We start from the raw sequence: 22911 nt of genomic DNA on the forward strand, positions 1-22911 counted from the left end.
GGTAAGCTGCGGGTAAGAGGCGGGTAAGCGGCAAAAATTTAGGCAAGAAATTTAGGCAAGCAATTTAGGCAAGAGATTTAGGCAAAATTGTGGATTTGTGCATAACTTTTATTCAAATCTGACCTTTTAACCACAATACTAAAAAAATATTTACGCAAATCTTTTCTAAAGTCATAGTTGATGTCATGAGCGCTTACTCTAGCGCTCAATGCAAATAGAAAATTATTCTCATAATTCGCTATTTGCTAAGGGTTGGGTTAAAGGAGATTTTTATGGAAACATATTTGGGGAAGCATACTAGTTTTAGTTGTGCAAATAAATTGCGAAACCTCATGAAACAAAAAAATATTCGCAAAATGTTGGCATTGTTTACTTCCGCAGTACTAGTTCCTTCGGTGCTTTGTTCGCAAATTGCTATGGGATCTGTCGATAAATTAACGGGTTATTATTACAAAAAGTCGAATACTGTTGAATGGCTAAGTGAAAGGCTTGCAAGGCTAAGGCTCGGTCCTGTTAGGGATAAGTGGGGAGGCAGAGAGAATTCTATTTTTTGCATGGAATCTTCCGTGTTTGTAGATTACCAAGGCGATATTAAGCAGATGAATGATAAAGATTATCGTATTGCTGCAAATATTATTAAAACGCACGTCAACCATGGCGATGATTTAACTCAGGCTGCTTTGGCGTTTATGATTCATAATCATTTTGATATTAATCAAGATAGATGGAAGGAGGCTGTTGAAAACGGATTTGTAGACGTTGAAACAGAAACTTTGAAAAATAAGGCAGATGAGTTGTGGCAGCAGGGTGTTAAAGAAACTCCGGTTAATGCTGTGATAAAAAATGATTACACTAAGGGCAAACGCGTTGGTGTAATGCATATTAGTCTGCAAAATTCTAATGGAGATTCTTTAGGTGGAGTTCCTATTAAAGTAAAAGCCTCAAATAATCTCATTAAATTTGCTAACGGGTCTGAATCTTTTGAAGGAAAATCTAAAAAAGAAGGTTTAGATATTACTTGGAACGCGCTTGATGCTGGAAATGCTCGAGTTGAGGTTTCTTTTAACGCTCCAAAAGCTGAACGTTTATTCTCTCCAAATGGTCAAGATGTGATTAGATCTTTTGAAAATACATGGTATCCACAAGATTTTCAGTTTAGTGTAGAAAAAACTTTCCAGCCGTTGCTTAAGTCGAAAATATCAAAGCATGAGCTGCGTGCGGGAGAGCAGGTAGATAGTACTGTAACTAGCGGTGTTGCAGGAAATGATTCTTGGCCAGAAAATGTTCGTCTTCGCGCGCAAGGCTACTATTTTGTAGGTTCTGCTGAAGATATTTTGCATATTCAACAGCGAAATAGTGGTGAATCTGCTAAAGAGTACTTGAATCGCATGCGTTCTATGCCTAATTTGCGTCAAGTTGCTGCGGCAAAAGCTAATTTCTCTAATTCTGGCGAAACTATAACTGCAGTAGCAAAACGTGCTAATGGCGATATTACAGCCTCTGATCTTGATAAAGCAGAAGCTTATAAAGTAAATGATTTAGAAGCAGGATCGTTTGGCACATGGGTTTGGATTATTTCTCGCGATGCTCAGAATAAATCTGACCGAGAGTTTTTGAAAGATGATGTTGTGCAGCTATTTGGTTCTACTGACACTACGGCTGTTCATCAAGCAACTGTAAGTTCAGACATTGTTGCTAAGCAGCAAACTGTTGGGCTTAATACGGAAATTGTTAATGAAATTACTGTAAGAGGTCTTCCTGAAACTTATGGATCTTTTAAGGGGAATAACAGTTACGGCTTTAACGAAGATAAAAAAGCGCATATTCGCGTTTGGTGGGCTGGTGCTGGCACAGAAAATCCTACTAAAAAAGATAACGAAAACTATATGCCTGGATCTAAAGGCGAGCCGTCCGCGCAAGAGCCAAAAGAAGATAGTCATCATCATTTGATTGCTAAGTGGGATGTTCCTGCAGTTAATGGCGTCTACAAGATTGGCAACGGAAATATTACGCTTAGACCTATTGCTGGAACTGATAGGTCTACTACTGAGCCGAAAGTTTTGGAAAATAACGTGCATATTCGTGCCGATAAGAATAGTGCTTCAGGCTGGTATGTGTTTGTGTACGATTTTCCTGGATCTTCGCGCGCTGTAGCTTATAAATCGGCGTACGACAATTTGTGGAGCCGCACGTATGTGGAACCAACTGCTTTGATTCATCCTGTATCTGTAACAACTAGAGTTAGTGACGATAAAGTGCAGGTTGGAGAAAAGTTCCATGACAATGCTCGTATTACCGGTGACGTTCCAAAGGGAAGCTACGTAGTATTTAGCGCATATGCGTATGGTGACGATAATGCTAACGATAAAGCCAAGTCTTCTTCGCTAAAGTCTGATGCAGAAGGAAAAGGAAAGTCAAAGGCAAAAGCAAAGGCAAAAGCAACTGATGCGCCTCATGCTTCACCATCTGCCAACTCTGTAACATCTGCACAAAGCGATGAGATTATGCCTGAATCGCGCGTAAATATTACGGATAAGCAATCTGAAGATAGCAAGAAATCTCCAATTACCGTTAAATCTGCGGATATTACTTTGAATCACGACGGAATTGTTTATTGGAAGGCGGAAGTTTTCGATGCTCAAGGTCATCCTTTAGCTACTCATGTTTTGGGTGTAGAGGGTGAAACTGTGCAGGTAATGGATAATTCTGCGCGCTCTTATGGAGATCAGAATCAGGATGATCAAGCTGATTTTGAGAATCAAGGTGTAAATGGCGAAAACGACAAAAGTGGTAAAGGCGGTGCAGATGGTAAGTCCGATGCAAATTCAAATTATCCAATTGATTTAAAGAATTTTGGTTTTGCGGATGGCAATAATGGGAATAACGCTAAGAGTGGCAAAAGCAATACACAGTCTACTCCAAACAATTTGGATGAATTGTCGGATAACAGATTAGATAAAGATGATAGTGATGAAATAACAAATACGAACCCATCTTCACTGGCTGTTACTGGCGTGTCTGATGCGACTGTAATGCTTCTTGCGCTAACAACGCTAACATTCGCTAGCGGAATGTTCCTAGGACGATTTGTTGCTGTAATTCCTAGACACGGACGCAAATTCGACAACGCGCGTCACGGTTGTGCTCGTCAATTGAAACGTAGATTGGTGTAGTGCTTATTACTAGGAATATGCGGAATTTGGCGCGTTAATCTTATGAATTTTTCAAAAAATATGATTAGCGCGTCAATTTTTTGTTGTAATTGCTTTACAATTTGCGCATAATATGAGTAGTATGTCAACTTGTACTATGTTGAGTATGACGTTATGACATCTAGGTTACTGTGCTTTTATTGAAGAGGGAGCAGCAATGAAAGATTATGATATTGATAAAAATAAACTGTTAGTACGCTTGCACAGAGTGCAGGGTCAGCTTAGCGCTATCAATACTATGATTGAGAAAGATGCTGAATGCAAAGATGTTCTTATGCAACTTTCTGCTGCAACAGCTGCGTTGCATTCTTTAGCTGTGTTGACTGCGCGTGAGCATGTTAATAGTGATATACAACGTGCTGTTGAAACAGGCACGGCTGAAGGCGCAAAACAAGCAATGGAAGATGTTACTGAGATTATTGATCGTTTGCTTCGCTACGAAAAGGCCTAGTATATAGTGCCAGATTTGCATACTGATTTGCATACTGATTTGCATACTGTTTTGCACACAGTGCAAGAAAATTCTTCTAATCCGGCGCATGATGCGTTTGTTGAGAAAAAGTCAGAATTTATTGGCAATATTTGTCATGTAACAACTCTTGATGAAGCTGTGGATTTTGTGCAGTCGGTTAAAGTTGCGAATCCTAAAGCGCGTCACGTTGCGTATGCTGCTATATGCGGAATGCATGGAGCGCAATTATGCGAGCGAATGAGCGATGACGGCGAGCCTGCCGGAACAGCTGGAAAACCAATACTTGATGTTTTACGCTCAGCAAATTTAACAGATTGTGTAGTAACAGTAACGCGCTACTTTGGCGGTATTTTACTTGGCTCGGGCGGATTAACGCGAGCTTATGCTAAGTCTGCAAGTATGGCGGTTGCAGCAGCAAAAATCGTAGATATTGTTTCTTGCGTTAGCTTTGCTTGCAATCTTAAATACCAGCAATTGCGCATGTTGCAGCATATAGTCAATCAAGTAGAAGGCGCAATTGACAGCGAAAATTATGGAGCTGATATTACTCTAAATATTTCCGTACCAACTTATAAATCGGAAGAATTTCTTTTGCTAGTTAAAAATGCTTTTTCTGGAAGTGTTGTTCCTGAAGTGTTGTGCCGAAAGCAGATGGTACTCTAAATAATAAGCTAATCGACATAAAGCGTTAAAGGTGATTTTATGAGTACGAATAATCAAGAGCAGCCAAATAATGATGCAGAATATGAGCCTTTAACCGCAGTATATGAGCATTTGCGCCATAGTGAGGATTCTGCAGAACTTCACGAATTTGCTAGACGTAAGTTGCCAGATAGGTCTGATCAAGCCGCGTTTTCTAGAGCCACTTCTTTACTAGAAGCTGTTGCTGGGAACGCAAATACTCCAGAAGAAGACAGAATCTACTTAGCTACTTCAATGCCATTCCCGAATATATTAGTGAAACTTTCAGAAGACGCATCCGACGATGTGCGTTTAGCTGTTGCTGAAAATCACGATGCTAAAAATTGGTTAGTTGGAAGACTTACAAAAGATTCTTGTCCTAAAGTTCGCGATGCCGCATTGTGTAATCCAAAAGCATCTTGGAAAATGCGTTTAGAAGGTGCACAAGTAGATGGTGTAAGCGCGAAAACCTTGCAATATCTTGCATCTCTTGGAGTAAGTATAGAAGAAAACGCTCCAGGCGTATTGGCAACTATGGTGCGTAGAGCAGTTGCGCTAAATCCTGGAGTTCCGCAGAATGTTTTGCAAACTTTGTGCAACGACAAGTCGGAAGATGTAGCTTTGGCGGCGCGCGGTCGTTGCTCTCGCGAATAATGGAACACATGAATAATAAAACAGAAGAAGTGACAGAAGCGTCGCCACTGCATCGCCTAGCAGAATTAATGGGCGTAGGTGTGCGTTACGTTGGTTCCGACAATAAAGAACATGAAATTCAAGATAATGTATTGGTGTCTGTTTTAGCCGCATTAGGTGTAGATGCTTCTAGCGATGCTGCAATAGAAAAATCTATACAAGATGTTTTGGCTTACCGTCACGGGCGTATTGTTGCTCCAACAGTTTTGCATACGGTTGGAAAGTGCGATGAAGTAACTGTGAATACTGGAATTCTCGAGTATCCAGTGGCAACTATTACGTTGGAAAATGGCGAACAGTATGAGGGTGAATTAGAAATCGTACCTAACGATAACACCACTGCATACCCTGTAAATGGCAAGTTTGTAGCTACATCTTTAATTAAAATTCCTGAAGATTTGCCAATGGGCTACCACACTTTGCGAGTAACTGTTGGTGAGCGTCAAGAAGAAGCAACACTTATTAGTGCTCCAGAAAGCATTACTACACTTGATTCTCTTGAAGCAAACGGCGAGCAGCTTTGGGGATGGATGGCTCAGCTTTATTCAATCCGTTCTTCAAAGTCTTGGGGTGTTGGCGATTTTGCAGATTTAGCAACTCTTCTTGCTGAAGCTAAGAAAAAAACTGGCGCCGACTTTGTGCTAATCAACCCAATGCATGCAGGTGAGCCTGTAACTCCGCTTACGCCATCTCCGTACTTGCCGGTTGCTCGAGGAATGGTAAACGTAACGTATATTCGCCCAGAAAGTATTCCTGAGTATGAAACGTTAAACGATAAAACTCGAAAAGAAGTCGAAAAATTACATGCCCAGGTAGAGCCTCTTAACAACGATGCTCAAATCATTGATAGAGATTCTATGTGGCGTGTAAAAATGCGCGCATTGTGGCTGATTTTCAAGGCTGGCATGCCAGAAAATCGCGCTCGCGTTTTTGACGAGTTTAAGCAGGAGATGGGCGAGCGTCTTGAATCCTACGCCACATGGTGCTTGTGCTACGACAAGTGGGGTGCTCCAAAGGGTGACGATTGCTGGGAGAAGACTCTTAATAAGGATTCTGACCAAGTGCGCGAATTAGCTAATCGCTTCCCGGATACCCTTGAGTTTTATCGTTGGCTTGAATGGGTTGCTTTTACGCAATTGCATGATGCTCAAGTTGCTGCACGTAAAGCTGGTATGAAAATCGGCATTATGTCAGATATGGCTGTTGGCGTGCATCCTGCAGGATCTGAAGTTTGGTGGAATCCAGAGCGATTTGCTAACGGAGCTACTGTTGGCGCGCCTCCTGATTACTTCAATCAGCAAGGCCAGGATTGGTCTCAGCCTCCACTGCATCCGTTTGAGCTTGAGCGCACTGGTTTTAAAACATACCGAGATATGGTTCATGGCATGTTTGCTTCAGCTGGTGCTGTGCGAATTGATCACATTCTTGGACTTTTCCGCTTGTGGTGGATTCCAGAAGGTTCAGCTCCAAGTGGCGGTGCTTACGTTTACTACGATGCCGACATTATGCTTGGCATTTTGGCAATCGAAGCCGCTCGCGCTCACGGTGTAGTTGTTGGTGAAGATTTGGGTGTTTTGCCTGCAAATGCTTTGGAAGTGCTGCGCAAGAAGGCTGTGCTTGGTTGCACGGTTGAATGGTTCGAAGTGCAAGATGGTGAATTCCGTACTCCAGACAAGTGGCGCGAAATGACACTTGCTTCTGTAAATACTCACGATTTACCTCCTGCTGCTGGTTATTTGCGCTATGAGCAGGTTAATATTCGCGAGCGTTTGCACTTGCTTACTGGTTCTGTTGAAGAATTCCGCGCTGGAGCTGTTGCAGAGCATCGTGCCATGATGCGCATGCTGGTAAAGGGCGGTTATTTGGATGCTCAGTTGCTTGAGGATGAGGATGCTCATACTCAGGAGATTATTGAGGCGTTGTATCGTGCTTTGAAGGATGCTCCTTCACGTTTGCTTGCTGCTTCTTTGGTTGATGCAGTTGGTGAGTATCGTGCGCAAAATCAGCCTGGAACTAATGATGAGTACCCGAATTGGCGTATTCCGTTAGCTGATGGTGACGGCAATCCGGTGTCTTTGGATACTATGTTTGATTTGCCTCGTGTGCGCTCGCTTGCTGCGATTATGAATGCATAACATCTTGTGATTTATTTTGTTTAGCAATTTGTTTAGCAATTTGTTTTGTATTCGTCTCAGCCTTATATAAAATAGACACTTGCAAGTAGTCGTCACTTGGCGATATACTTGCAGATTGTTGTGTTTCCCTAAGGGGTCCTTCAAAGCGCTTTTCCCACTCGCCATCGAGGACTTTCAGGGAGCCCACGGATTATGAGTAACGTATTTTCTATAAACCAAGAAAATGCAACGCTCGAAACACAATAGAGAAAAGGTACGATTGTGAAGACTTTCACACCGAAACCAGCAGATTTGACTCATGACTGGTACATCATCGATGCCACTGACGTGGTACTTGGTCGTTTGGCCTCTCAGGTAGCAATCTTGCTGCGTGGTAAGAATAAGCCAACGTTTGCTCCTCATGCTGATTCTGGCAATCACGTTATTATTATTAACGCTGAAAAGATTGCTTTGACCGGCAATAAGTTGAGCAAGGAACTGTATTCCCACTCTGGTCGTCCAGGCGGCCTTCGTCGTGATAGCTATGCAGAGCTTTTGGAGAAGGATCCAAAGCGTATTATCATGGCTGCTGTCAAGGGCATGCTTCCAAAGAATCGTCTTGCTAAGGTGCAGCTTGACCGCCTTCGTGTGTTCACTGGCGCTGAGCATCCGCACACTTCGCAGAAGCCACAGGTCTTCGAGATCGCTCAGGTCTCTCAGCAGGCTAAGTGAGATCAAGGAGAATAGATATGGCAGAAAATAACAACTCCGCGGTTCTTGAAAACGAAGAAGAACTGACTAGCTACACTACTGAAACTAACGCTGGTGCAGGCACCGGCACTTCCGCAATCGAGCCAGGCTACGGCACTGGTCGTCGTAAGGAAGCTGTAGCTCGTGTACGTTTGGTTCCAGGCTCTGGTAAGTGGACCATCAATGGTCGCACTTTGGAAGAGTACTTCCCATCTCGCTTATTGCAGCGCGAAGTGAATTCACCAATCGTGTTGCTCAAGCTTGAAGGCAAGTTCGACGTCGTAGTCCTCGTTGACGGCGGCGGCACCACCGGCCAGGCTGGCGCTATTCGCTTGGGTGTTGCTCGTGCATTGAATTCCATCGATCGCGATGCAAACCGTATTGCTTTGAAGAAGGCTGGCTTCTTGACCCGCGACGCTCGCGTTGTGGAACGCAAGAAGGCTGGTTTGCACAAGGCACGTCGTGCACCTCAGTTCTCGAAGCGTTAAGTTTCGCAGAATATATATTTTACAAAATGGCTTCAGGCTTTTGCTTGGAGCCATTTTTGTATATCAAAATCTAAATCTTAAAATCTATGTAGCAAAATAAAACGAACGTAAAAGTAAGCAAAAGTACTCAAAAAACGAACATAACTCTACCGTGCTCAATCATAAATAGCGCAACTCGCTGCAAAGATGCAAAAGTACAGTAAAAAGGCTAAATTGTGACTTGTATCACATATTTACTTACTGTGAGTAACAACAGGCAAAAAATATTTGCTATTAACGTCGTTATTAATGCCGTTATTAATGCCGTTGGTAAAGATCAAGGAGGACTACTCATGGTTGAGGCACAGAATAAGGCCGAAACAGAGTCTAAAACCGTCGATGATGTTGAATTAGCAGCACAGCAAGAGGTTGATCAACTTGTTGAAAAAGCGTCGCATGCTTTAGATGAATTTGAAAAGCTTAATCAGCAACAAATTGATCATATTGTAGCTAAAGCATCTGTTGCAGCACTAAATAAGCATTTGGTTCTTGCAAAAATGGCTGTTGATGAAACTGGGCGCGGTCTTGTTGAAGATAAAGCAACGAAAAACATTTTTGCATGCGAACATATTACGCATTACTTGGCTGGGCAGAAAACAGTTGGCATTATTCGCGAAGACGATGTACTTGGAATTGACGAAATCGCTGAGCCGGTTGGTATTGTTGCAGGCGTAACTCCAGTTACAAACCCAACTTCAACAGCAATTTTTAAGTCGCTTATTGCGCTAAAAACTCGCTGCCCAATTATTTTTGGATTCCATCCTTTCGCACAAAAGTGCTCTTCTGAAGCAGCTCGAATTGTTCGCGATGCTGCTGTTGCGGCTGGAGCGCCAAAAGATTGCATTCAGTGGATTGAGCATCCTTCTATTGCTGCAACCGGCGCTTTAATGAAGCATCCGAAGATTGCAACCATTCTTGCAACAGGCGGTCCTGGAATGGTAAAGGCTGCCTATTCTTCGGGAAAGCCAGCTCTTGGCGTTGGCGCTGGAAATGCTCCTGCGTATGTTGACAGCGATGTTGATATTTCGCGTGCTGCAAACGATTTAATTCTTTCAAAGCACTTCGATTACGGAATGATTTGCGCAACCGAGCAGGCAATTATTGCAAATAAGGACGTATACGAGCCGTTACTTCGCGAATTAAAGCGCAGAAAAGCGTATTTTGTTAATGCTGACGAAAAAGCTAAGCTCGAACAATATATGTTTGGCTGTACTGCATATTCTGGAAATACTCCAAAACTTAACTCCACTGTTCCAGGAAAATCTCCTCAATACATTGCTCACGAAGCTGGATTTGAAATTCCAGAAGATGCTGTGATTTTGGTTGCAGAGTGCAAAGAAGTTGGTGAGATGGAGCCGCTTACTATGGAAAAGCTTGCTCCTGTTCACGCAATGCTTCGCGCAGAAAATAAGGAACAAGGCTTCAAGATGTGCGAGCAGATGCTTGTGCATGGAGCTGGTCACACTGCTGTAATTCACACAAATAATCAAGATCTTGTGCGCGAATATGGCGTTCGTATGCATGCTTGCAGAATTGTTTGGAATTCTCCTGGATCTCTTGGTGGCGTTGGAGATATTTACAATGCGATTGCTCCTTCGCTTACTCTTGGATGCGGATCTTATGGTGGAAATTCCGTTTCTGGCAACGTACAAGCTATAAATCTTCTTAATATTAAGCGTATTGCACGAAGGAATAATAATATGCAATGGTTTAAGATTCCGGCTAAAACTTATTTTGAGCCGAATGCTATTCGTTATTTGAGGGATATGTACGGCGTTGAGCGCGCAGTTATTGTGTGCGATAAAGTTATGGAGCAGCTTGGCGTAGTAGATAAGATTATTGACCAGCTTCGTGCTCGAGATAATCGCGTTACTTTCCGCATTATTGATTACGTTGAGCCTGAGCCAAGCGTTGAAACGGTTGAGCGCGGAGCCGCAATGATGCGTGACGAATTCCAGCCAGACACAATTATTGCTGTTGGTGGCGGTTCTCCAATGGATGCTTCTAAGATTATGTGGCTTATGTACGAGCATCCGGAGATTTCTTTCGCTGATTTGCGCGAAAAGTTCTTCGATATTCGTAAGCGCGCATTTAAGATTCCGCCTCTTGGTGGCAAAGCTAAGCTTGTTTGCATACCAACTTCTTCCGGAACTGGATCTGAAGTTACGCCTTACGCTGTTATTACAGATCACAAGACCGGATACAAGTATCCTATTACGGATTACGCTCTGACTCCAACTGTTGCAATCGTAGATCCTGTGTTAGCTCGTACGCAGCCTCGTCGTTTGGCGTGCGATTCTGGTTTTGATGCCTTAACTCACGCTATGGAAGCTTACGTGTCTGTTTACGCGAATGATTTCACGGACGCTATGGCATTGCATGCTTCGAAACTTATTTGGGAAAATCTCAACGATTCTGTGAATTGTGAAGATTCTCAGCGCAAGGTTGAGGCGCAAGAAAAAATGCACAATGCAGCTACTATGGCCGGAATGGCATTTGGTTCCGCATTCTTAGGTATGTGCCACGCTATGGCTCATACTATTGGTGCTTTGTGCCATGTTGTACACGGACATACGAACGCAATTTTGCTGCCTTATGTTATTCGCTACAACGGTCAGATTCCGCAAGAACCAACTAGCTGGCCAAAGTACAATCATTACATTGCGCTTGAAAGGTATCAGGAGATTGCTAAGAATCTTGGTGTAGATCCTGGTAAGACTCCTGAAGAAGGCGTGGAAAATCTTGCTCGCGCTGTTGAAGAGTATCGAAATGAAAAGCTTGGAATGGACGCTTCGTTTAAGGCTTGTGGCGTAGACGAAGAGTACTACTGGTCGATACTTGACAATATTGGCATGCGTGCTTACGAAGATCAGTGCGCTCCTGCAAATCCTCGTATTCCGCAAATTGAGGATATGAAGGATATTGCTATTGCTGCATATTATGGTGTTTCTCAAGAAGAAGGCCATCGCATGCGCTTGGAGCGTGAAGCCGCGTAATTATTTGCGTATTTAGTTAATAATGGCAGAAGCTAAACTAATTGTAGTTTCTGCCATTTTTTGTTGGAAAATAGCCGACACGCCCGGTTTTTAATAATCGAAGGTTGATGGTTTAATTACTTAGTTGCCTGTTTTAAGGCTCGCATATTGTAATTAAAAAAAGCGAGCGCGGAAGCAAAAACTTTGAATCGAATTTTTTTGTATGAATAGGTTTTTGATGCCGCGCACTGATGTGGAATTGCCCTAGGGGCTTATTCTCGCCGGTGCCCTTGAATTCAGGTTGGTAAACAGTAAACGAATCGCTAGAAAGGGCGGACGGCAATGGCGGGACAGAAAATCCGCATCAGGCTTAAGTCCTATGACCATGAGGTCATCGACCAATCGGCGAAGAAAATCGTCGAGACGGTGACGAACGCGGGCGCCACAGTGGTGGGTCCGGTTCCTCTGCCGACCGAGAAGAACGTGTTTGTTGTTATCCGTTCTCCTCATAAATACAAGGATTCTCGCGAGCATTTCGAGATGCGCACTCATAAGCGCCTCATTGACATCGTAGATCCAACGCCAAAGGCTGTGGATTCTTTGATGCACATTGACCTGCCTGCGGATGTAAACATCGAGATCAAGCTGTAGGAAGGGGGAGAAAATGTCGCAGAATAAGAATCGCACTGCATTGCTCGGCCGCAAGCTGGGTATGTCGCAGGTTTGGGATGAAAACGGCTTCTTCGTCCCCGTAACTCTGGTTGAAGTTGCTACTAACGTAGTTACCGCTGTAAAGACTGTAGAGTCTGACGGTTATTGCGCAGTACAGCTCGGTTATGGCCAGATTGATCCTACCAAGGTGACCAAGCCATTGGCTGGTCATTTTGCAAAGGCTGGTGTAACTCCTCGTCGTCACCTCGCTGAGGTGCGCACGGAGAACGCAGCAGATTATCAGCCAGGTCAGGAATTGACCGCTGAATTGTTCGCTGAGGGTTCTGAAGTAGATGTCACTGGCACTACCAAGGGTAAGGGCTTTGCTGGCACTATTAAGCGTTGGGGCTTCAAGTCCTATCGTCGTACTCACGGCTCGCACAAGAACGAACGTCGCCCAGGTTCTGTGGGCGCTTGCGCAACTCCAAGCCGCATTTTGAAGGGCAAGCGTATGGCTGGTCGCATGGGTCATGTGACTTCCACCGCGCTTAACCTCACCATCGTTTCTTCGGATGTCGAGAACGGCATTCTCGCTATTAAGGGCGCTGTTCCAGGTCCTAAGGGCGCAATCGTTCTCGTCCGTTCGGCAGTGAAGGGAGCCTGATAATTATGGCAAACGTAACTCTGAACGTCACTGATACTAAGGGCAAGGCAAGCGGAACCGTTGAAGCTCCTGCTGAAATTTTCGGCATCTCCAACGAAGACGTTTTGGCTCACGGCCCACTGGTTCATCAGGTCGTAATCGCTCAGCTTGCTGCTGCTCGTCAGGGCACCCATGCTGTGAAGAATCGTGCTAATGTTTCCGGCGGCGGTAAGAAGCCATGGAAGCAGAAGGGCACCGGTCGTGCTCGCCAGGGTTCCATTCGTGCTCCACAGTGGGTACATGGTGGCGTTGTCCACGGTCCAGTTCCTCGTAAGTACGATCAGCGCACCCCGAAGAAGATGAAGGCAGCTGCTCTTCGTTATGTTCTTTCGGATCGTGCAAATGCTGGACGTATTGCTGTAGTTGACTTTGGTATTAAGGATGTTCCATCCACCAAGCAGGCAGTTGCAGCACTTACCCCTGTGACCAATAACCAGTTCACTACTGTTGTTCTTTCTCGTGAGAACATCAATGAGTGGATGTCTGTACGCAACATTCCAACTGTTCACGTGATCTTCGCTGATCAGCTCAACACTTACGATGTTGTTACAGCTCAGTACGTCGTCTTCTCCAAGGAAGGCTTCGAAGCCTTCGTTGCTGCTAAGACCGAGCCTGTCGTTAAGGAGGCCTGATTTAAATGGTCGCAGTCCATAACCCAGCACATGACGTAATTCTTAAGCCAGTTGTTTCTGAAAAAAGTTATGCAGCTTCTGATCGTGGTCAGTACACTTTCGTAGTGGCTCCAGATGCTAACAAGGTTCAGATCAAGCAGGCTATCGAAGAAATCTTCAAGGTCAAGGTGACAAACGTTAACACTTTGAACCGCGCTGGCAAGTTAAAGCGCTCTCGCACCGGTTTCGGCCGTCGTGTGAACCAGAAGCGCGCTATTGTCACCGTGGCTGAAGGTCAAACGATTGACATCTTTGGTAACTGAAGGCTAGCCGAGAAAAGTAAAGGAATACTATATTATGGCTATCCGCGTTTATAAGCCGACGACTGCAGGCCGTCGTAACGCTTCGGTTTCGGATTTTGCCGAGATCACGCGTTCTACGCCTGAAAAATCGTTGGTACGCAAACTCAGCAAGACTGGTGGTCGTAACTCTTACGGCCGCATGACTTCTCGCCATCGCGGCGGCGGTCACAAGCGTCAGTATCGTCTCATCGACTTCAAGCGTTGGGACAAGGATGGCGTGCCAGCAAAGGTCGCTCATATTGAGTATGACCCTAACCGTTCCGCTCGCATCGCATTGCTGCACTACGCAGATGGTGAGAAGCGCTACATTATCGCTCCTGAAGGCATTGCCCAGGGTGACGTTATTGAGACTGGTGCTCAGGCTGATATTAAGCCAGGCAACAACCTGCCTCTGAAGAATATCCCAACCGGTACCGTGGTTCACGCAATCGAGCTTCGTCCACTTGGTGGCGCAAAGATTGCTCGCTCCGCTGGTGCTGCTGTTCAGCTCGTCGCTAAGGATGGCGCTTACGCTCAGTTGCGTATGCCATCTGGCGAAATTCGTAACGTTGACGCTCGTTGCCGCGCTACGATTGGCGAAGTTGGTAATTCTGATCACGCCAACATTGAACTTGGTAAGGCTGGTCGCGCTCGTTGGCTTGGTCGTAGGCCAATCACTCGAGGCGAATCCATGAACCCTGTGGACCACCCACATGGTGGTCGTACCCGTGGTGGCAAGCCGCCAGTTTCTCCATGGGGCAAGGGCGAGGTTCGTACACGTCGTCCAAAGAAGGCTTCGAACAAGATGATTGTTCGTCGTCGCCCGAATGGTAAGAACCGCAAGTAAGGGAGTGTCGAATAGATGACTCGTAGCATCAAGAAGGGCCCTTTCGTCGACGCCCACTTGCAGAAGAAAGTCGACGAGCAAAACGACAAGGGCACGCATAACGTCATTAAGACGTGGTCGCGTCGTTCGATGATCACTCCTGATTTCATTGGACACACCTTTGCCGTACACGATGGCCGCAAGCATGTGCCGGTATTCGTTACCGAAGCCATGGTTGGTCATAAGCTCGGTGAGTTCGCCCCAACCAAGACCTTCAAGGGTCATGTGAAGGACGACAAAAAGGCACGCCGCTAAAGGAGAGTTAGGACACATGGAAGCTAAAGCAATCGCTCGTCACGTCCGCGTGACGCCGCGCAAGGCTCGCCGCATGGTCGACCTCATCCGAGGCAAGCGTGCAAGCGAAGCTATTACCATTTTGAAGTTTGCTCCTCAGGACGCATCTTTGCCGGTGCGCAAGGTTCTTGAAAGCGCGATCGCTAACGCTCGCGTTAAGGCTGAAAAAGCCGGTGAACCATTCCGTGAGCAGGACTTGGTCATCAAGGAAACCTACGTGGATGAGGGTGTAACGCTTAAGCGTTTCCGCGCTCGTGCACAGGGTCGCGCTGCGCGCATTAACAAGCGCACAAGCCATATCACCGTTATCGTCTCGCTTAAGGAAGGAGCCCGCTAAAGATGGGTCAGAAGATAAATCCTTTCGGCTATCGCCTGGGCATCACCGAGAATCATCGTTCTAAGTGGTTCTCCGACTCCAACAAGGCTGGCGAGCGTTATCGTGACTTCGTCCTTGAGGATGACAAGATTCGCAAGGAAATGAGCCATGACCTCGAGCGTGCTGGCGTATCTCGTATCGTCATCGAGCGCACTCGTGATCGCGTTCGTGTTGATATTCACACCGCTCGTCCAGGTATTATTATCGGCCGTCGTGGTGCTGAAGCTGAGCGCGTTCGTGCAAAGCTTGAGAAGCTCACAGGCAAGCAAGTACAGCTCAACATCTTTGAGGTGAAGAATGCTGCACTTGACGCTCAGTTGGTTGCTCAGGGAATTGCGGAACAGTTGACAAACCGCGTTACATTCCGTCGTGCTATGCGTAAGGCACAGCAGGACGCAATGCGCGCTGGTGCCAAGGGTATTCGTATTAAGCTCTCCGGTCGTCTTGGTGGCGCCGAAATGAGCCGTTCTGAGTTCTATCGTGAGGGTCGCGTTCCACTGCAGACCCTTCGTGCCCTTATTGATTATGGCTTCTTTGAAGCTAAGACCACTTACGGCCGTATTGGCGTTAAGGTCTGGATTTACAAGGGTGATATGACCGAGCGTGAGTTTGAAGAGCAGCAGGCTCAGCAGGGTAAGCGTGAAGGCCGTCGTGGCGATCGTCGTCCACGTCGTGGCGCACGTCCTGCTAACCAGCAGAAGGCTGCTGAAGCACAGGCTGAAAAGCCAGCTGAAGCTGCAGCTGCTGAAGCTCCTGCCGCAACGGAAACGAAGGAGTGAGCAGATGCTTATCCCAAAGAGGACTAAATATCGTAAGCAGCACCGTCCTACCCGTAGCGGCATGTCTAAGGGTGGCACCGAGATTGCTTTCGGCGATTTCGGTATTCAGGCGCTGGCTCCGGCCTACATCACTAACCGACAGATCGAGGCAGCTCGTATCGCAATGACCCGCTACATTAAGCGTGGCGGTCGTGTGTGGATTACGATCTTCCCAGATCGTCCATTAACCAAGCACCCGCTTGGTGCGCGAATGGGTTCCGGTAAGGGTGCTCCAGAATTCTGGATTGCCAACATCCACCCAGGACGCGTAATGTTCGAGATCGGTGGTGTTTCTGAGGACATCGCTCGCGAGGCTTTGCGCCGCGCTATCGATAAGCTCCCAATGAAATGCCGCGTTATTGCGCGTGAAGGCGGTGACATCTGATGCCAGTCGGAACTGCAGACTACACCATCAAGAATTTGAACGAGAAGACCAATGCTGAAATTGAAGGCTTCTTGAAGAAGTCCAAGGAAGAGCTTTTTAACTTGCGCTTCCAGGCAGCAACTGGTCAACTTGAAAACAGCGCTCGCCTCAAGGCGGTCAAGCACGACATAGCCAGGATGTATACTGTCCTGCGTGAGCGTGAACTCGGCATCAGCCAAGAGCCTGGCGCCACTGAGGTCAAGGAGAAGTAAGCATGGCTGAGAACCAAGAGCGCAACTTCCGCAAGGTTCGTCGCGGCTACGTCGTGTCCGAGGCCATGGACAAGACGATTGCCGTTGAGCTGGAGCAGCGTTCGACACACCCGCTTTACGGTAAAGTCGTTCGCTCCACCCGCAAGGTCAAAGCCCATGATGAACACAACGAGGCACATATTGGCGACCTCGTGAGTATTATGGAAACTCGGCCCCTGAGCAAGACCAAGCGTTGGCGTCTCGACTCGATTATCGAGCGCGCCAAGTAAACAAGTTCGGCAAGGCTCCGCGCTTCACCTGTGTCTGTTCTTTGGGCAGGCACAGGTGAGTGGGGAGAACCAGCTCGGCTAAGGAGAATCAATGATTCAGCAGGAAACGCGGCTTCATGTCGCCGACAACACGGGTGCTAAGGAATTACTTGCCATCCGCGTGCTCGGTGGATCGAAGCGACGCTATGCCGGCATCGGCGACATCATCGTCGCCTCCGTCAAGGACGCGATCCCTGGCGGGTCGGTCAAGAAAGGCGACGTAGTTAAGGCTGTCGTCGTCCGTACTGTCAAGGAACATCGCCGTGTCGATGGTTCCTATATTAAGTTCGATGAGAACGCCGCCGTCATTCTCGGCTCTGGCCGTGAACCAAAAGGCACTCGTATCTTCGGACCAGTCGGTCGTGAATTGCGTGATCAGCACTTCATGAAGATTGTGTCCCTTGCCCCGGAGGTGATCTGATATGGTAGCCAAGATTAAGTCCGGCGACCAGGTGAAGGTTATCCGCGGTAAGGATCGCGGTAAGGAAGGCAAAGTACTTCGCGTACTTGCCGACGACCGTTTAGTCGTAGAAGGCGTTCAGGTCGTTAAGAAGCACGTTCGCGCCACCCAGCAGGGTCAGCAGTCGGGCATTGTTTCGGTTGAGGCTCCAATCCATCGCTCTAACGTGATGGTTATTGATCCAGAAACCAAGCAGCCTACTCGCGTTGGCGTGATTGTTAAGCAAGAGGCTCGTGACGGCAAGGTTAAGACCGTGCGCGTGCGTGTCGCCAAGAAGTCCGGAAAGGAGCTGGCATGACCGATACTACAGTTGAGTTGCCGGCAACTCCGCGCTTAAAGCAACAATACAAGGATGAAATCGTTCCAGCCTTGGAGAAGGAATTTGGCCACACCAATCCTATGCAGGTGGCCCGTGTACAGAAGGTTGTCGTCTCTATGGGCGTCGGCGCTGCAGCACGTGATTCCAAGCTCATCGAAGGTGCGATTAAGGATCTCACTTTGATCACCGGCCAGAAGCCAAAGGTCACTAAGGCAAAGAAGTCTGTCGCTCAGTTCCATCTGCGCGAAGGCCAGGCTATCGGTGCTTACGTAACCCTTCGTGGCGATCGTATGTGGGAATTCTTGGATCGTTTGCTTACTCTGGCTTTGCCTCGTATCCGCGATTTCCGTGGTATTAACGGCAACCAGTTTGACGGTCAGGGTAATTACAACTTCGGTCTTACGGAACAGTCTATGTTCCATGAGATTGATCCTGACTCGATTGATCATCAGCGTGGTATGGACATCACCGTGGTGACTACCACCAAGGACGATGTGGAGGCCAAGTCTTTGCTTAAGCACCTCGGTTTCCCATTCAAGGAGAACTGAAATGGCAAAAACCGCTCTGAAAAACAAGGCGGCCGCTAAGCCGAAGTTCAAGGTACGCGCTTATACGCGTTGCCAGGTTTGTGGTCGTCCTCACTCCGTGTATCGCAAGTTCGGTCTGTGCCGCATCTGCCTTCGTGAGAAGGCTCATCGCGGTGAGTTGCCGGGTGTTACGAAGTCCAGTTGGTAAATATCGACGCTGAAGGTCCACTGCCTAAAGACAAAGGTCTTATATAGAGGCGGTGGAAACCACGGCGAGAAAGGGCGTTAGCCCACATGACAATGACAGATCCAATCGCAGACATGTTGACACGTCTGCGTAACGCGAGCGCGGCAAAGCACGATACCGTGGAAATGCCGTACTCCAAGTTCAAGGCGAATATCGCCGAGATTCTTAAGCACGAAGGCTACATTAAGGACTTCGCTGCTAAGGAAGCTAAGGTTGGACAGACGTTGGAAATTACGTTGAAGTATGGCTCCAATGGCCAGCGTTCTATCCAGGGCATCAAGCGCATTTCTAAGCCAGGCTTGCGTCGTTACGCTAAGTCTGATGCTTTGCCAATGCCTCTTGGTGGTCTCGGTATCGCTATTATCTCGACCAGCTCGGGATTGTTGACTCAGAAGGAATGCCTCGACCGAGGCATTGGCGGCGAAATTGTCGCCTACGTATGGTGAGAAAGGAGAGCTGAAGATGGCATCGCATATTGGTAAGCTCCCCGTCGACATTCCTCAAGGCGTGGAAGTAAAGATTGAAGGTCAGTCCTTCAGCGTCAAGGGCGCTAAGGGTTCTGACTCCTATGTAATTCCAGAGGGCATTACCGCGGAAGTTGCTGAGAATCAGATTGTTTTGACTCCAGTTGACGATTTGCGTCCAACTCGTGCAAAGCACGGCTTGGCTCGCGCGATTGTTGCTTCCATGGTTAAGGGTGTGCATGAAGGCTACACCAAGACTTTGGATATTGTCGGTACCGGTTATCGTGCAGTAATGAAGGGCAAGGGCATTGAGTTCTCGCTCGGTTATTCTCACACTATTACCGTTCAACCACCGGCAGGTATTGAGTTCGAGTTGCCAAATCCTAACCAGGTAATCGTTAAGGGCACCGATAAGCAGACTGTTGGCCAGGTTGCTGCTAACATCCGCAAGCTTCGTGCTCCAGAACCTTACAAGGGTAAGGGTATTAAGTACACCGATGAACGTATCCTGCGCAAGGCTGGAAAGGCTGGTAAGTGATATGAGCGTTAAGATTTTCGGTAAGGGTACCAAAGTCGCACGTTTGCGTCGTCACGCCCGTCTTCGTAAGCATATTGCTGGTACATCTGAACGTCCTCGTTTAGTTGTTTCTCGTTCTAACCGTCACATGGTTGCTCAGATTGTGGACGATACCAAGGGCATTACTTTGGTAAGCGCTTCCACTTTGACAGCTGACTTCGCTGGTTTCACCGGCACGAAGACTGAAGCTGCAACCAAGGTTGGCGAATTAGTAGCGGCTAAGGCGAAGGAAGCGGGCATCACCGCTGTAGTCTTCGACCGTGGCGGTAACAAATATCATGGTCGCGTCGCAGCAGTAGCTGAAGGCGCCCGTCAGGGAGGTCTAGCACTGTGAGCGACAACGAAAAGGAAACCCAAGTGGCTGAAGAAACTCAGAACACTCAGGCATCCGCTGAGGAACGCAACGATGATCGTCGTTCTCGCCGCAATAAGGGCGAGGGTAAGCGCGGCGAGCGTCGTAATCGTCGTGAAGAAAACCGCGGCGAAGAGCTTCTGGATCGCGTAGTTACTATTAACCGTGTTTCCAAGACCCACAAGGGTGGTCGTACCTTCAGCTTTGCAGCACTTGTTGTTGTTGGCGACGGTAAGGGCACTGTTGGTGTTGGTTACGGCAAGTCTCGTGAAGTTCCAGCAGCTATCGCTAAGGGTCAGCTTGACGCTAAGAAGCATATGTTCACTGTTCCACGTATTCGTGGTACCGTCACTCATCCAGTGCTCGGTCACGATGCTGCTGGTACCGTGTTGCTTCGTCCAGCTGCTCCAGGTACTGGTGTAATCGCTGGTGGTGCTGTGCGTGCTGTTATGGAGTGCGCTGGCATTACAGATATCCTCACCAAGTCCATGGGTTCTGCGACCGCTGTAAACGTGGTGCGCGCTACTGTGGACGCTTTGAAGAAGCTCGAAGAGCCAGAAGAGATTTCTGCTCGTCGTGGTCTTTCTCTTGAGGAAGTTGCTCCTGATGCTTTGCTCCGTGAGCGTGCTGCCGGCATTGCCGAAGCTCGCAAGGCTCGCGAAGAAGCTCAGGCCGCCAAGGCAGCTGAAGCAAAGGATGGTGAGTGATGTCTAATTTGAAGATCACTCTGGTGCACGGTTTGGTTCACACCACTGAGCGCCAGCGCGCGAATGTTCATACGCTCGGCCTTCATAAGATTGGTCACAGCGTAGTTCGCGAAGACACCCCCGTCAATCGTGGCTTGGTCATGGCCGTGCGCCACCTGGTGAGCGTCGAGGAGGTCGACTGATTATGGCTAACGAAGAACCAATGCTGCATATGCACACATTGCGTCCAGCTCCAGGAGCTAAGAAGGATCGCATCCGCGTAGGCCGTGGTGAAGGCTCCAAGGGTAAGACCTCGGGTCGTGGTGACAAGGGCACAAAGAAGCGTTATCAGGTTCGTCCTGGCTTCGAAGGTGGCCAGCTTCCACTTTACATGCGCTTGCCTAAGTTGCGTGGATTCAAGAGTCCTTTCAAGAAGGAGTTCCAGGTCGTTAACGTTGCAGCTCTCGCTGAACTCTTCCCAAAGGGTGGCGATGTTACTGTAGCTGACCTTATTGCAAAGGGCGCCGTGCGTGATGGTTACCCAGTTAAGGTTTTGGGCGATGGTGAATTGACTGTTGCTTTGAACTTGAAGGGTATGAAGGCTTCTGCTTCTGCTAAGGCAAAGGTTGAGGCTCAAGGCGGCTCCATCAGCGAAGAGTAGTTAGAACTACTTTAAGCTTGATGCAGTTATAAAGCTGTAGATAGTCCCTCTAGCATTGTCTAGGGGGACTATTTTTATCGACAAAACTCACCAATAATCTGTTTCAGTATGCACCGTGAGTTACACTATTGCCTCAGAGTTTGTTTTTTGCACTGTTGCGCCTAGGAGTGCGCGAAAAAAGGGAGGAAGACCCAGGTGAAAACGTTAATCCAGGCCTTCAGGACGAAGGAGTTGAGGAATAAGATCCTCTTCGTCTTCGCTATGATTATCATCTACCGTATCGGCTCGTTTATTCCGATTCCAGGTGTTGACTATAAAGTAATTCGTGCTTGCACAGCTAAGTTAGCTTCGTCAAAAGAGAACTTTATTGGGTTGGTCAACTTGTTCTCCGGCGGCTCGCTGTTGCAGCTTTCTATCTTTGCTTTGGGCGTAATGCCTTACATTACAGCTTCCATTGTGATTCAGCTTCTTCGCGTTGTTATTCCGCGCTTCGAAGCGTTGCATAAGGAAGGTCAGTCTGGCGAGACAAAGCTTACTCAGTACACTCGTTACTTGACTATTGGTTTGGCTGTTTTGCAGTCAACAACAATTTTGGTAACTGCTCGCTCAGGCGCTTTGTTTAATTATCAGTGCGGTCAGGTTATTCCAGATGGTGGCTTCTGGAGCTTGGTTGTAATGGTTTTGATTATGACCGGCGGCACTGGCCTTATTATGTGGATGGCAGAGCTTATTACAGATAAGGGCATCGGCCAAGGTATGTCCGTCTTAATCTTTATGTCCATTTGCTCCGGATTCTTGCCAAAGCTTTGGGAAATTGGTTGGGGCACTAACGGTTCTAATGGTGATTGGACTAAGTTCTCCATCGTTGGCGGCGTGCTTCTTGTAATTCTTGTTTTCGTTGACTTTGTGGAACTTGCGCAGCGTCGTATTCCTGTGCAGTACACTCGTCGCATGATTGGCCGCAAGATGTACGGCGGATCTTCCACTTATTTGCCTTTGAAGATCAATATGAGCGGTGTTATTCCACCAATCTTTGCTTCTTCTATTCTTGCTGTTCCTACTCTTATTGCTCAGTTCGGAGATAAGAGCAAGCCTTGGGTACAGTGGATTGAAGAAAATTTGGCAAATTCCACGTCTGCTTGGTACATTGCGTTCTACACGGTTATGATTGTGTTCTTCTGCTTCTTCTACACCGAGATTACTTTTAATACGGATGAAACTGCAGATAACATGAAAGAGTATGGCGGATTTATTCCTGGAATCCGCGCAGGTAGCGCAACTAGCAATTACTTGAGCTATGTTATGAACAGGCTTAACACTGTCGGCGCTATTTATTTGCTTTTCGTCGCTTTGATTCCTACCGTTTTGATTATGGCTTTGCACTTGAATACAAAGTTGCCATTCGGCGGTACAACAATTCTGATTATTGCTGGTGTAGGTTTGGATACTTTGCGTCAGGCAAAGGCTCAGACTGAACAGTTCCAGTATGCTGGTTTCTTGTTCAACCACGAAAATCAAAAACAAGTATCTAAGTAAATAAAATAATTTGTGAAGAATCAAGGAGATGAAT

General features: G+C 47.2%; 30 protein-coding genes. All 30 read left to right on the plus strand.

Annotation, left to right across the window (positions count from 1 at the left end):
• Positions 1-272 precede the first annotated feature (272 nt).
• The 30 genes from NG78_RS04050 to secY all read left to right on the plus strand — a co-directional run bounded on the left by NG78_RS04050 (position 273) and on the right by secY (position 22877).
• Positions 273-3173, plus strand: coding sequence for a hypothetical protein (locus NG78_RS04050; protein ID WP_004134267.1), 2901 nt, complete (start codon positions 273-275; stop codon positions 3171-3173).
• Positions 3174-3369: 196 nt separating this feature from the next.
• On the plus strand, positions 3370-3663 hold the full coding sequence (locus NG78_RS04045) for a metal-sensitive transcriptional regulator (RefSeq protein WP_004134269.1): 294 nt from the start codon (positions 3370-3372) through the stop codon (positions 3661-3663).
• A 6-nt stretch (positions 3664-3669) separates the two neighbouring features.
• Positions 3670-4347, plus strand: a complete 678-nt coding sequence (locus tag NG78_RS04040) for a YigZ family protein (RefSeq protein WP_004134270.1) — start codon at positions 3670-3672, stop codon at positions 4345-4347.
• Positions 4348-4386: 39 nt separating this feature from the next.
• Positions 4387-5019 carry a hypothetical protein gene (locus tag NG78_RS04035; protein WP_004134272.1) on the plus strand — a complete coding sequence of 211 codons (633 nt, stop codon included), beginning with the start codon at positions 4387-4389 and terminating at the stop codon, positions 5017-5019.
• An 8-nt stretch (positions 5020-5027) separates the two neighbouring features.
• The gene (gene malQ, locus NG78_RS04030; RefSeq protein WP_004134275.1) at positions 5028-7193 is read left to right on the plus strand and encodes a 4-alpha-glucanotransferase; all 2166 of its coding nucleotides are present in this window, start codon (positions 5028-5030) and stop codon (positions 7191-7193) included.
• Between the two features lie 261 nt (positions 7194-7454).
• Positions 7455-7904: a 50S ribosomal protein L13 gene (rplM, locus tag NG78_RS04020; RefSeq protein WP_004134277.1), complete on the plus strand. Its 450-nt coding sequence runs from the start codon at positions 7455-7457 to the stop codon at positions 7902-7904.
• Between the two features lie 17 nt (positions 7905-7921).
• A complete protein-coding gene (rpsI, locus tag NG78_RS04015; protein WP_004129066.1) occupies positions 7922-8410 on the plus strand; it encodes a 30S ribosomal protein S9 in 489 nt (162 codons plus the stop codon).
• A 332-nt stretch (positions 8411-8742) separates the two neighbouring features.
• The gene (gene adhE, locus NG78_RS04010; RefSeq protein ID WP_004134278.1) at positions 8743-11445 is read left to right on the plus strand and encodes a bifunctional acetaldehyde-CoA/alcohol dehydrogenase; all 2703 of its coding nucleotides are present in this window, start codon (positions 8743-8745) and stop codon (positions 11443-11445) included.
• A 321-nt stretch (positions 11446-11766) separates the two neighbouring features.
• Entirely contained in the window at positions 11767-12075 is a 309-nt protein-coding gene (gene rpsJ / locus NG78_RS04005; protein WP_003808013.1) for a 30S ribosomal protein S10, read from the plus strand.
• A gap of 13 nt (positions 12076-12088) precedes the next feature.
• Complete coding sequence (gene rplC / locus NG78_RS04000) at positions 12089-12739, plus strand: 50S ribosomal protein L3 (protein ID WP_004105519.1); 651 nt, start codon at positions 12089-12091, stop codon at positions 12737-12739.
• 5 nt (positions 12740-12744) lie between these two features.
• On the plus strand, positions 12745-13410 hold the full coding sequence (rplD, locus tag NG78_RS03995; protein ID WP_004129063.1) for a 50S ribosomal protein L4: 666 nt from the start codon (positions 12745-12747) through the stop codon (positions 13408-13410).
• A gap of 5 nt (positions 13411-13415) precedes the next feature.
• Positions 13416-13712, plus strand: coding sequence for a 50S ribosomal protein L23 (gene rplW, locus NG78_RS03990; protein WP_004105515.1), 297 nt, complete (start codon positions 13416-13418; stop codon positions 13710-13712).
• A 34-nt stretch (positions 13713-13746) separates the two neighbouring features.
• Positions 13747-14577, plus strand: a complete 831-nt coding sequence (gene rplB, locus NG78_RS03985; protein WP_004129060.1) for a 50S ribosomal protein L2 — start codon at positions 13747-13749, stop codon at positions 14575-14577.
• Positions 14578-14592: 15 nt separating this feature from the next.
• The gene (rpsS, locus tag NG78_RS03980) at positions 14593-14871 is read left to right on the plus strand and encodes a 30S ribosomal protein S19 (protein WP_004114357.1); all 279 of its coding nucleotides are present in this window, start codon (positions 14593-14595) and stop codon (positions 14869-14871) included.
• A 16-nt stretch (positions 14872-14887) separates the two neighbouring features.
• Entirely contained in the window at positions 14888-15247 is a 360-nt protein-coding gene (gene rplV / locus NG78_RS03975) for a 50S ribosomal protein L22 (RefSeq protein ID WP_004105510.1), read from the plus strand.
• A 2-nt stretch (positions 15248-15249) separates the two neighbouring features.
• Positions 15250-16065, plus strand: a complete 816-nt coding sequence (gene rpsC / locus NG78_RS03970; protein WP_004129057.1) for a 30S ribosomal protein S3 — start codon at positions 15250-15252, stop codon at positions 16063-16065.
• Positions 16066-16069: 4 nt separating this feature from the next.
• The gene (gene rplP, locus NG78_RS03965) at positions 16070-16489 is read left to right on the plus strand and encodes a 50S ribosomal protein L16 (RefSeq protein WP_004109684.1); all 420 of its coding nucleotides are present in this window, start codon (positions 16070-16072) and stop codon (positions 16487-16489) included.
• Positions 16489-16740, plus strand: a complete 252-nt coding sequence (rpmC, locus tag NG78_RS03960) for a 50S ribosomal protein L29 (RefSeq protein ID WP_004129054.1) — start codon at positions 16489-16491, stop codon at positions 16738-16740. Before rplP ends, rpmC begins: the two co-directional genes overlap by 1 nt.
• Positions 16741-16742: 2 nt before the next feature.
• Complete coding sequence (gene rpsQ, locus NG78_RS03955) at positions 16743-17009, plus strand: 30S ribosomal protein S17 (protein WP_004114365.1); 267 nt, start codon at positions 16743-16745, stop codon at positions 17007-17009.
• A gap of 91 nt (positions 17010-17100) precedes the next feature.
• The gene (gene rplN / locus NG78_RS03950) at positions 17101-17469 is read left to right on the plus strand and encodes a 50S ribosomal protein L14 (protein ID WP_004129052.1); all 369 of its coding nucleotides are present in this window, start codon (positions 17101-17103) and stop codon (positions 17467-17469) included.
• Between the two features lies 1 nt (position 17470).
• Positions 17471-17806 (plus strand): 50S ribosomal protein L24, encoded by a 336-nt coding sequence (rplX, locus tag NG78_RS03945; protein WP_004129050.1) that lies wholly within the window; start codon positions 17471-17473, stop codon positions 17804-17806.
• Complete coding sequence (gene rplE, locus NG78_RS03940; RefSeq protein WP_004129048.1) at positions 17803-18375, plus strand: 50S ribosomal protein L5; 573 nt, start codon at positions 17803-17805, stop codon at positions 18373-18375. Before rplX ends, rplE begins: the two co-directional genes overlap by 4 nt.
• 1 nt (position 18376) lies before the next feature.
• On the plus strand, positions 18377-18562 hold the full coding sequence (locus NG78_RS03935; protein WP_003808046.1) for a type Z 30S ribosomal protein S14: 186 nt from the start codon (positions 18377-18379) through the stop codon (positions 18560-18562).
• A gap of 86 nt (positions 18563-18648) precedes the next feature.
• Positions 18649-19047 (plus strand): 30S ribosomal protein S8, encoded by a 399-nt coding sequence (rpsH, locus tag NG78_RS03930; protein ID WP_004105495.1) that lies wholly within the window; start codon positions 18649-18651, stop codon positions 19045-19047.
• A gap of 16 nt (positions 19048-19063) precedes the next feature.
• Positions 19064-19603, plus strand: coding sequence for a 50S ribosomal protein L6 (gene rplF / locus NG78_RS03925; protein WP_004129046.1), 540 nt, complete (start codon positions 19064-19066; stop codon positions 19601-19603).
• A gap of 1 nt (position 19604) precedes the next feature.
• The gene (rplR, locus tag NG78_RS03920; RefSeq protein ID WP_004109670.1) at positions 19605-19976 is read left to right on the plus strand and encodes a 50S ribosomal protein L18; all 372 of its coding nucleotides are present in this window, start codon (positions 19605-19607) and stop codon (positions 19974-19976) included.
• Positions 19973-20701, plus strand: coding sequence for a 30S ribosomal protein S5 (gene rpsE, locus NG78_RS03915; protein WP_004134284.1), 729 nt, complete (start codon positions 19973-19975; stop codon positions 20699-20701). The genes rplR and rpsE overlap by 4 nt, the downstream gene beginning before the upstream one ends.
• Entirely contained in the window at positions 20701-20883 is a 183-nt protein-coding gene (rpmD, locus tag NG78_RS03910; RefSeq protein WP_004105491.1) for a 50S ribosomal protein L30, read from the plus strand. The genes rpsE and rpmD overlap by 1 nt, the downstream gene beginning before the upstream one ends.
• 2 nt (positions 20884-20885) lie before the next feature.
• Positions 20886-21341: a 50S ribosomal protein L15 gene (gene rplO, locus NG78_RS03905; protein WP_004134287.1), complete on the plus strand. Its 456-nt coding sequence runs from the start codon at positions 20886-20888 to the stop codon at positions 21339-21341.
• A gap of 195 nt (positions 21342-21536) precedes the next feature.
• Positions 21537-22877, plus strand: coding sequence for a preprotein translocase subunit SecY (gene secY, locus NG78_RS03900; RefSeq protein WP_004134291.1), 1341 nt, complete (start codon positions 21537-21539; stop codon positions 22875-22877).
• Positions 22878-22911: the final 34 nt, after the last annotated feature.

The sequence above is a fragment of the Gardnerella greenwoodii 00703Dmash genome (assembly GCF_000263635.1).
Classification (GTDB): Bacteria; Actinomycetota; Actinomycetes; order Actinomycetales; family Bifidobacteriaceae; genus Bifidobacterium; species Bifidobacterium greenwoodii.